The 8,540-nt window shown below is 71.7% G+C and carries 4 protein-coding genes and 1 pseudogene; 1 reads left to right on the plus strand and 4 read right to left on the minus strand.

Features of this window, described 5'->3' with window-relative positions:
- From K6I33_RS27060 to K6I33_RS27070, 3 genes and pseudogenes are all read right to left on the minus strand, one after another.
- Positions 1 to 533: pseudogene (locus K6I33_RS27060) on the minus strand (aminopeptidase N); the annotation flags it as partial.
- A gap of 139 nt (positions 534 to 672) precedes the next feature.
- Positions 673 to 1,701 carry an aspartate-semialdehyde dehydrogenase gene (locus K6I33_RS27065; RefSeq protein WP_229357148.1) on the minus strand — a complete coding sequence of 343 codons (1,029 nt, stop codon included), beginning with the start codon at positions 1,699 to 1,701 and terminating at the stop codon, positions 673 to 675.
- 172 nt (positions 1,702 to 1,873) lie between these two features.
- Positions 1,874 to 5,194 (minus strand): S8 family serine peptidase, encoded by a 3,321-nt coding sequence (locus K6I33_RS27070; protein WP_229357151.1) that lies wholly within the window; start codon positions 5,192 to 5,194, stop codon positions 1,874 to 1,876.
- 510 nt (positions 5,195 to 5,704) lie between these two features.
- On the opposite strand from K6I33_RS27070, the gene K6I33_RS27075 reads away from it, so the two are divergent.
- Positions 5,705 to 7,459 carry a TIGR03767 family metallophosphoesterase gene (locus K6I33_RS27075; protein ID WP_229357149.1) on the plus strand — a complete coding sequence of 585 codons (1,755 nt, stop codon included), beginning with the start codon at positions 5,705 to 5,707 and terminating at the stop codon, positions 7,457 to 7,459.
- Between the two features lie 61 nt (positions 7,460 to 7,520).
- On the opposite strand, the gene K6I33_RS27080 is transcribed toward K6I33_RS27075, so the two are convergent.
- On the minus strand, positions 7,521 to 8,540 hold a 1,020-nt coding region (locus K6I33_RS27080; RefSeq protein ID WP_229357150.1), incomplete at its 5' end, for a hypothetical protein.

The raw sequence follows: 8,540 nt of genomic DNA on the forward strand, positions 1-8,540 counted from the left end.
CGCCAGACGTTGTCGGCGGGGCGCTCGGGGGTGGGGGAGTTCGAGATGACCGTCCAGCCCTCGGGGGCCTTCACGGTGAACTGGAACGTCGCCTTCAGGTCGGGCTGCTCGAAGGAGGCGAAGACCCGGCGGGCGTCCGGCACCTCGAACTGGGTGTACAGGTAGGCCTGCTGGTCGACGGGGTCCACGAAGCGGTGGAGGCCCTCGCCGGTGTTGGTGTACGCGCAGTCGGCGACGACCTTGAGCTCGTTGCGCCCGGCCGCCAGGCCCGGCAGCGCGATGCGGCTGTCCTTGAAGACGTCGGCCGTGGCCAGCGCCGTGCCGTTCAGGACGACCTCGTGCACGGTGGGGGCGACCAGGTCGATGAAGGACCCGGCGCCCGCCTCGGCGGAGTCGAAGCGCACGGTGGTCACGGACCGGTAGGTGCCGCCGTCCTGGGCACCGGAGAGGTCGAGCTCGATCTCGTACGAGTCGACGCTGAGCAGCCGCGCCCGCTCCTGTGCCTCTTCGCGGGTCAGATTCGTACCGGGCACCTGGGCATCTCCTTCACATCGCGATGTCCCGGCCATCCTTCCACGCCGTGGCCGGGACGTCGCGGTCCGTACGCTCACGGCGGATGAACGAAGGGGCGGGCCGTGGCGGCCCGCCCCTTCGCGTCGTTCGTGCCCGGCGTCAGCCGCGCAGCTCCTCGGCGACCAGCTCCGCGATCTGGACGGCGTTCAGCGCGGCGCCCTTGCGGAGGTTGTCGTTGGAGAGGAACAGCGCCAGGCCGTGCTCGACGGTCTCGTCGACGCGGATGCGGCCGACGTAGGAGGCGTCCTTGCCGGCCGCCTGGAGCGGGGTCGGGATCTCGGAGAGCTCGACGCCCGGGGCGGCCGCCAGCAGCTCGTAGGCGCGCTCGACGCTGACCGGCCGCTCGAAGCGGGCGTTGACCTGGAGCGAGTGGCCGGAGAAGACCGGGACGCGGACACAGGTGCCGGAGACCTTGAGCTCCGGGATGTCCAGGATCTTGCGGGACTCGTGACGGAGCTTCTGCTCCTCGTCGGTCTCGAAGCTGCCGTCGTCGACGAGCGCGCCGGCCATGGGCAGCACATTGAAGGCGATGGTGCGCTTGTAGACGCCCGGGGCCGGGAAGTCCACGGCCTCGCCGTCGTGGGTGAGCTCGGTGGCCCGGTCGGCGACCGCGCGCACCTGCCCGTCGAGCTCGGCCACACCGGCCAGGCCGGAGCCGGAGACCGCCTGGTAGGTGGTGGCGATCAGGGCGGTGAGCCCCGCCTCCTCGTGCAGCGGCTTGAGGACCGGCATGGCGGCCATCGTGGTGCAGTTCGGGTTGGCGATGATGCCCTTGGGGCGGTTCGCGATCGCGCCGGGGTTGACCTCGGAGACGACCAGCGGCACCTCGGGGTCGCGACGCCACGCGGAGGAGTTGTCGATCACGACGGCGCCCTGCGCGGCGACCTTCTCGGCCAGCGCCCTGGAGGTGGTGCCACCGGCGGAGAAGAGCACGATGTCCAGACCGGAGTAGTCGGCGGTGGCCGCGTCCTCGACGGTGATCTCCGTGCCGCCCCAGGGCAGGGTCGTACCGGCGGAGCGGGCCGAGGCGAACAGCCGCAGCGTGTCGACCGGGAATTTCCGCTCGGCGAGGATGTTGCGCATGACTCCGCCGACCTGGCCGGTCGCTCCGACGATTCCGATCCTCACGAGGACTCCCTACTCGCGTTCAGCACGTGCGTTCTACGACGGCTGGCGTGGTGCGTACGGTTCCCATCATGCGGTGCCACCCGCCCCATAAGTCCAATCGATTGTCCGGAGTACGGGACGGGGCGGGCGCCCCCCTGGACGCCCGCCCCGCTCGCCGTGGTCCCCGGAGGGGTTACGGCAGGACCTTCTCGATCTTCACGCTGCCGGTTCCGGCGACCGTGCCGGCCGCGTTGACCAGCTGGACGTCGCCGAAGAAGGTGCGGCCCTCGGGGGCCGCGCCGGCGACCACGACCTGGGCCGTGAGCTGGGCGGACTGGCCCGCGCCCAGCTTGACCGGGGCCGTCGCGGCCTTGATCTCGCCCAGCGAGGGGGCGAAGTGGACGTCGCGGTAGTCGTAGGCGGTGCTGCCCGCCGGGACGGAGTAGCCGCTGACCTCGATCGTGTACTCGCCGGCGGCGGGCTTGGCCAGGGTGACCAGCTCGTCCGAGCCGCCGCTGGTGGAGGAGCCGACGACCTTGCCGTCCTTGAGGACGGCAAGGTCCAGGTCGGCCTTGGGGTCGGCAGTGCCGCCGATCGCGGCCTCGAAGCGGGTGACGCCCTCGCCGAGGGTGACCGTGGTGGTCTGCTTCTCACCCTGCTTGATCACCGGACGGGCGATCTTCGAGGAACCCAGCTGACCGCCCTTGAGGGTGCCGTCCAGGGCCGCGAAGCCGTTGGTGGCCTTCCAGGAGACGGCGACCGGGGTGCCGACCCTGGCCTCGGGGACGGTCTGGACCGCCGGCTCGAAGGTGGTGCCGAGCGCCGAGGCCGTCAGGGTGTAGGGGTTCTCCAGCAGCGGGGAGGTGCGGCGGGACTCGACCTCGATCTCCCAGACGCCGGGCAGCGGGGTGGCGTAGGTCCGCAGGTCGGGGCGGCAGGTGTTGGCCGGGTTCTTGTAGTTCGGGTAGCAGTTGACCGTGGAGGACGGGTCGACCGGTACGCCGTAGGGGTTGATCGCGATGAACCGGGTCTGGCTGCCGGCGGCCAGCCCGCCCAGCGCCACCTCGAGGGTCTTGGCGCCCTTGGGCACGGTCACGAAGTACGAGGTGGACGCGTTCCGCGTGGCGGTGGCCGTCTTCTTCACCACGTACGACGGCTGAGCCAGCGGCTCGGCGACCACGACGGTCGTCATGATCTGCTTGTCGACGCCCTCGGTGCGGTCGTCGTTCACCTCGAGGATCGCGCTGTGGATGCCCGCGGTCTTCGCCTTGGCCCGGACCTTGACGGTCACCGGCTTGTTCAGCGGCAGCTTGACCTCGTCGTCGCCGACCAGCGAGAACGTGCCGTCGTTGTACTTCCACCCCAGCTCGTGCCACACGGGCTTGTCCGGGCCGGAGGTACGGGTGACGGTGACGTCGTACGTACGGCTCTCGCCGGCCTTGAGGCCGCCCTCGCGGTCGTAGAGGCCGGTGCCGAAGCCGGGGGTCTTCAGCGCGCCGGAGAGCACGGTGGAGACGGGGGCCTTGACCGTGTAGTCCTGGGCGGTCGCGCCCTCGCGGAGCGCCTCCCAGGCCTCGACGATGTCGATGAGGCCGGAGCCCTGCTCATAGGCCTGGGCACCCTTGATCTTCTTCGCGGTGCTGGTGAGCGCCGTGCGCAGATCGGCCGGGGTGAGCTTCATCTTCTTCTGCTTGGCGGCGGAGATCAGCAGCGCCGAGGCGCCCGCGGCCTGCGGGGAGGCCATCGAGGTGCCCTGGAGCATGCCGTAGCCGGGCGGCAGGTCGTAGCCGGACTCGGCGACGGGGGCGCCGGGCTCCCAGGTCGGGGTGGTGTTGACCGAGGCACCCGGGGCGGTGATCGTCGGGGTGAAGCCGCCGTCCTCGCGCGGGCCGCGCGAGGAGAAGGGCATCATGGCGTACGGGGTCTTCACCTCGGAGCCGTAGTTGGCGGCCCAGGTCTCCTTGGAGGCGGACGCGCCGACGCTGATGACCTTGTCGGCCAGGCCGGGGTCGCCGATGGTGTTGGCGCCGGGGCCGCTGTTGCCCGCGGAGATCACCAGCTGGACGCCGTAGGTGTCGATGAGCCGGGTGTAGAGCTCGGAGCGGGCGTTGTTGCCGTCGTTGAGCGTCGGCAGACCGCCGATCGACATGTTGACGATGTCCACGCCGCGGTTGACGACGAGGTCGATCATGCCCTCGGTGAGCGCCACGTTGGTGCAGCCGCCCGACCAGGTGCAGGCCCGGGAGGAGACGAGCTTGGCGCCGGGCGCCGCGCCGTTCATCTTCCCGCCGAAGAGGCCGTTGGCGGCCGTGATGCCCGCGACGTGGGTGCCGTGCTCGGACTCGATGAGGCCGATGCTGACGAAGTCGGCCTTCTTGCCGGCCCAGTCGCCGCCCTTCGGGTCCATCGGCACGTCCTTGCGGATCTGCACGACGAAGGGGATGCGCTCGGCGATCGGGGTGTCCGGGTTGTCCTTGCCGAAGTAGCCGACCTGGAAGCCGTCCTTGTACGGCTTCATCTCCTCGTCGTTACCGAAGTTCCCGTCGTCGTCGAGGTCGACCCGGACGGTGCCCTTGGCCTTGTCGTAGAGGACCGCCCAGGAGTCGGTGGTGTCGCCGTCCCGGTTGAGGTCGCCCTTCATGTCGCCGCCGGTGGTGACGCTCTCCTTGAAGAGGGCCACCTGGTACGTGCCCGTGCCGGGCGCGGTGTAGGTGCGGCCGTTGAAGGAGAAGCCCGGGCCCGAGACGTCCCGCGTCATCGGCAGCCAGGTGCCGTCGGCGTCCGCCAGCGGGTCGGTCGCGGTGACCCAGTCGACGATCTTGCGCTCGCCGGTGCTGGTCCTCTGCAGCGCCGGGTGGCCGAGGTCGATGCCGGAGTCCAGGATGCCGATGGTCACACCCCGGCCGTCGGCCTTGGGGTGGTCCTTGACGAACTCGACGGCACCGGTCTCGAAGGCCGGCTGGTACGGGTTCTTCGCCGGGGTGTCCTTGCCGGGCGCCGGGTACTTCTTGTCCTTGGCGAGCTTCGGCGCGCCCTGCGCGACATCGGCACGCGGCGTCGGGTCCGGGAGAGGGATCTCCTGCTTGAGGTCGATGCCGTGCACCGAGGCCAGCTTCTTGGCCTCGTCGATGGCGGCGTCGGCCTTGGCGGTGGGGACGGTCGCCCGGACGTAGCCGAGCTTGTCGTACGCCTGGCCCACCGAGGCGCCCTTGATCGCGTCCAGCTTCGCGGCGACCTGCCCGGTCTGGCCGGGGGCGGTGGCGATCATCATGGTGACGGTCTTGTCGCCCTCGGCCTTGGCCTTGGCGAGCAGGCCCGCGTCGTGCGAACCGAGCTTGTCCGACGGGGACTTCACCGGGCCCGTGGCGGGGGTGGGCGCCGGCTTCGGGTCGTCCGCGAAGGCGGGCGCGGCGCCCGCGGCGGTGAGCGCGGCCACGAGGGAGGCCGCGAGGGCTATTCGGGCAGCGCGTCTCGCGCCGCCCGGCGCGATCGGGGCATCGGGGGTGGGGGTCATGGGCATCCCTGGACTGGAAGTGATGAAGCAACAGCAAAATGAACGGAAAGTGCACAACGCTGGGCACCACGACGCGGCGTCCGAAAATCGGAGCCGGATGAGCGATCACTTTTATGGAAGTGATGCGGGTTTGGGGAGAGTTGCCAGGGCAGGAATATAAGGATGGCGTAAACCCGCCACGCGCCATGCGGGATGAAGTGGGACGGAGGCCGTGAAGCGGTCGGCCCGCCCCCTGGCCCAGCGCCTGTAGGACAAACGGACTAAAAGACTGCATCCAAGGGCGGCTCAAGGGTTCCCTCGCGGGTGAACGCTGAGTGAGCGTCAGTACGCCAGGGGACGAGTGGTGTATGTCAGTTCGCAGTAGCCAAGATCCATGCGATGTGACCGGCGGCGAGCGTTGCGGCCCTGTTCACGCCCAGGTCATCCGGGGTGCCAACGATCCCTGACAACGGGGCCCGCAACCCGCACGCCAGCCCGTTCGCCTTCGCGTTCGCACCCGGGGAGACCGCCATGCACCGCAGATCCCGCAGCACCGCAGCGTCGCAGCTCGACCGCCGTGCCTTCCTGGCCGCGGCGGGCGCCGTCACCACGGCCGCAGGGCTGGGGCTGGGGGCGGGCGACAGCCACGCGGCCGCCGATCCACCACCCGAACCGGCCGCCCGGGCGACCGCCACGGCCACCGCGAGCGCCCAGGCCACCACCCCCACGGCGCAGCCCGCCGCCCCCACCGGGGCCGGCACCACACTGGTCTCCGTCGCCGCGCCGCGCGGCACCGGCGGCTACCGGCGGCTGGGCGACGGGCCCGGCTGGCCCCGGCAGGTACGGGCCGAGCTGGCCGCGCCACAGGGCGGCCGCGAGGACCGGCGCACCCCCCTCGCGTCCTTCGTGCAGTTCACCGACCTGCATCTGACGGACGTACAGCATCCGCTGCGCTACGAGTTCTTCCGCTCCGGCGAGCCCGGCGCCTGGCGCCCGCACGAGGCGCTCACCCTGCCCGGCGTGGTCTCCCTCGTCGAGCGGGTCAACAAGGTGCGCAGGGGCCCGGTGACGGGCACACCGTTCGCGTTCGTGATCACCACGGGGGACAACGGGGACGAGAACGCCAGGATCGAGGTGGAGTGGTTCCTCACCGCCCTCAGCGGCGGCCGGCTGGACCCCAACACCGGCGACCCCCGGCACTACGAGGGCGTCCAGAACAGCGGCCTCAAGCTCTACTGGCACCCCGAGGGCGACCTGCGCGACCAGGACAAGCAGGCCGGCTACCCGAGGATCGACGGCTACCTCGACGCCGCCACCCGGCGGGTCACCAGCCCCGGGCTGAACATCCCCTGGTACTCCACCTTCGGCAACCACGACCTGCTCTCCGGCGGCTGCTACCCGGCGGCCGGCTCCTTCATCGCCGAGGTCTGCGTCGGTGACCGCAAGCTCCAGTACGTCCCGCCCGACGAGGCCAAGTACCTGATGCAGGGCGAGGCGGGCGGCTCCGACCCCAAGGGCAAGCGCATAGAGGCCATGCTCAAGGCGCACCGGAAGGAGATGCGCAGGATCACCCCCGACCCGCGCCGGGCGCCGCTCACCCCCCGCCAGTACATCGCCGCGCACCTCGACCCCCAGCACGCCGGGCGGGGGCCCGTCGGTCACGGCTACACCAGGGCCAATCTCGACTCCGGCACCCTCTACTACAGCTTCAGGATCTCCGAGAAGGTCATCGGCGTCAGCATCGACTCCACCGACCCCGGCGGCCACTACCAGGGCTCCCTGGACACCGGCCAACTGAACTGGCTCGACCGCACCCTGACGGAGCATCGGGACCAGTACGCGGTGATCTTCAGCCACCACCCGAGCTGGAGCATGACCAACACCGTCCCCGACCCCGCCCGGCCCCGCGACAAGCGGCACGGCGGCGACGAGGTGATCGCCCTGCTCCAGCGCCACAACAACGTCCTGGCCTGGGTCAACGGGCACAGCCACCGCAACCGCATCCGCCCCCGGGGCACCTTCTGGGAGATCGCGACCGCCTCCCACGTCGACTACCCCCAGCTCGCCCGCATCGTCGAGATCACCGACAACCACGACGGGACGGTCTCCCTCTTCACCACCCTCATCGAGTCGGACGCCCCGTACCGCACCGACTTCCAGGACCTCTCCCAGTCGGGCCTGGCCTCCCTCTACCGCGAGCTGGCCTTCAACGCCCCCGGCTCGGACACCTCCCTCGCCGGGACGCCCACCGACCGCAACACCGAGCTGGTCCTCTCCACCCGGTAACCCGCCGACCCGCCGACCCACCCACCGGCCGCGGTGACGCGCCGGCCACCGGCCCGGCACGTCACCGCGGCAGCACCACGACGTACGCGGTGGGCCCGTGGTCGGCCGACGCCACCAGGGCGGTGCGCACCACCGCGGCCTGCTGCTCCAGCGCCGCGTCGTCGCGCAGCTTCCGCGGTGTCAGCCGGATCAGCGCGATGCCCAGCCGGTCCAGGTACTCGCGCTTGCGGGACGGCTCCGACCACGGCGCCCCGTCGTCCTGGCGGGGGGCCCGTACGTCGATCTCCAGCGCCACCCCGTGGTCCGGCCAGTAGGCGTCCACGCCCCCCAGGCACGGCCCGCCGGGCAGCCGCAGGTCGACGTTCCACAGCGGGGCGGGCAGCGCGTGCTCACGCACCATGTCGTACAGCCGGCCCTCCGCGAACGACCGGCCCTCGGCCAGCAGCGCGTCGACGGCGTCCACCACGTGCGGCCGGCTCAGCAGCCGTCCCCGCGACAGCTCCCGGACGAGCGCCGAGGGCTCGCAGTGCCCGCCGCGCACCGCCTCCGCCAGCAGCCGCCGGACGGCCTGCGGGTCGGTCAGCCGCGCCACGGTGTCGGCCACCGCCCGGGCGGCCGGGGTGACGGGCAGGCCCGTCAGCGGCTTGGGCCGGGGCACGGTGTGCGCCCGGACCAGCCGGACGAACCCGGTCGAGCGCAGCCGGCGGGTGCGCGGCACGAGGACGTCGATGTGCTCCAGGGAGAGCAGCGAGGGCACGGAGGTGAAGCGGTGGAGGGCCAGCGCGGCCGGCCCGGTGATCATAGCCTGGCCGTAGGGGGCGGGCGGGGTGTCGCGGTCCGCCGCCGGGCCGGGCTGACGGGGCACCCGGTCGCGCGGCACGGTGTACATCAGGGCGGCGTGCAGCCGCTCCTCGCCGGTGGCGGGGCCGGTGCGGAGGAGGAAGACCCCCGGCAGCAGCTGCTGCCAGGGGCCGCCGGGGCGGCACCGCTCGGCGGTGACGGACCCGGTGACGCCGTGCTCCCGCAGCTGACGCGCGCTCAGGACGCGGTGGCGGACGTCGGAGAGGTGGTGGAGGGGGCG

This window comes from Streptomyces sp. UNOB3_S3 (genome assembly GCF_020740895.1).
Classification (GTDB): Bacteria; Actinomycetota; Actinomycetes; order Streptomycetales; family Streptomycetaceae; genus Streptomyces.